At 62.9% G+C, this 1,945-nt stretch carries 1 protein-coding gene; it reads right to left on the bottom strand.

The window, feature by feature from the left end:
• Window positions 1–1,945 (bottom strand): condensation domain-containing protein (locus tag HX811_RS31830; protein ID WP_256344492.1); only part of this gene is annotated, 1,945 nt, incomplete at both ends.

Genomic DNA, 1,945 nt, shown 5'->3' with positions numbered 1-1,945 from the left:
GATCAGTTGATGGGCGCAGGTGTCGCTTGGGAAGCTGCGCGGGCCGGGGTTCCACTGGGCGATGTTGTGCTGTTGCTCGGTCGCGTCCAGCAGCGGCAATTCCCCGATGCGCCGTTGCGGATCGGCGACGATACCGTGCAGCAGGTTCAGCCAGTGAGCGGCCATACGCTGTGCAGTGCTTGCGTCGAACAGGTCGGTGGCGTAAGTGAGGGTTGCACTGAGCTCGCCGTCGGCGTCCAGGGTGTCGAGGGTCAAGTCGAACTGGGCGGTACGGCTTTCCCACTCCTGGGCCTTGATCACCAGCCCCGGCAGTTGCGGGATGGCTTGGCGGCCGGCGCTCTGGTGGTTGTACAACACCTGGAACAACGGGCTATGGCTCAGGTTGCGCTCAGGGCGCAAGGCTTCGACCAATTGCTCGAACGGTAGGTCCTGATGCGCCTCGGCGCCCAGTGCCGCCGTCTTGACCTGTTGCAGCAGTTCGCTGAAACGCTGCTGCGGATCGACTTCGGCCTTGAGCACCTGGGTATTGACGAAGAACCCGATCAGGCCTTCGGTCTCGACCCGGTTGCGGTTGGCAATCGGTACGCCCACGCGGATGTCCGACTGGCCGCTGTAACGGTGCAGCAGGCCCTGGAACGAAGCCAGCAACAGCATGAACAGGCTGCAACCTTCACCCAGCGCCAGTTGCCGCAGCTGCTGGCCCAATGCCTGCGGTAACTGGACGGCCAGACGGGCGCCGGCAAAGCTCTGGCGTGCCGGTCGCGGACGGTCCGCAGGCAGCTCCAGCAATGGCTGTTCAGCGCCGAGGACGTTGGTCCAGTAAGCCAGCTGCCGCTCACGCTCACCGGCGTCCATCCATTGGCGTTGCCACACCGCGTAATCGGCATACTGGATCGGTAACTCCACCGGTTCAACCGATCCACCCTGGCTATAGGCGGCATAACGCTCAATCAGTTCCTGCACCAGCACCTGCATCGACCAGCCATCGGAGACGATGTGATGCTGGGTCAGCACCAGCACCTGTTCATCGGCGGCCACCTGCAGCAGCCCGACCCGCAGCAGCGGACCGTTCTGCAGGTCGAACGGCCGGCTGATCTGATCGCGAACAAAAGCCTGGATCTGCTCGGCCTGGTTGGCCGAGGTCAGATCGAGAAACTGCGGCGTCAGCAGCGGACCGGACTCGGCATGGATAACCTGGAACGCACGCTCGTCCTTCTGGACAAAGGTCGTGCGCAAACTCTCGTGACGCTGCACCAGTGCGCTTAAGCTGCGTTGCAACGCCTTCAAATCCAGGTGGCCATGAATCCTTAGCGCCGCAGGGATGTGGTACGCCGCACTGGAGGGTTCCATTTGCCAAAGGAACCACTGGCGTTGCTGGGCGTAGGACAGGGGCAACGGTTGATCACGCGGCACCCTTGGAATGCGCGCAGGCATCGCCGCCTGGATTGGCTCAAGCGCAGCCACGCAAGCCTCGAGGCTGGCATTTTCGAACAGCTTGCGCAGTTGCAGGTTCATGCCGAGGTGTTGGCGGATGCGCGACACCATCTGTGTAGCCAGCAATGAATGGCCACCCAGTTCGAAGAAGTTGTCGGTGAGACCAACCCGCTCCAGTTTCAGCACGTCTTGCCAGACAGTTGCGATTTGCTGTTCCAGCGCGCTTTGCGGCGCCACGTACTCGTGCTGTACCTGGCTTGCGTCCGGCTGCGGCAGGGCCTTGCGGTCGAGCTTGCCGTTGGCGGTCAGTGGCCATTCATTCAGGAACAGCAGGTGCGTCGGTACCATGTAGTCCGGCAGGTCCGCTTTCAACTGCGCCTTGAGGGCGCCTGCATCCTCGGCACCTTGCGCCGGGATCACGTAAGCCACCAATTGCTGGCCGTTCAGCCCCTCCTGGGCCAACACCACGGCCTCGCGCACCGCCGCCATGGCGTTCAGGCGCGCTTCAATT

Origin of the sequence: Pseudomonas sp. F8002 (assembly GCF_013385495.1) — a bacterium.
Taxonomy (GTDB): Bacteria; Pseudomonadota; Gammaproteobacteria; order Pseudomonadales; family Pseudomonadaceae; genus Aquipseudomonas.
This window is presented reverse-complemented; position numbering and strand designations above follow the sequence as displayed.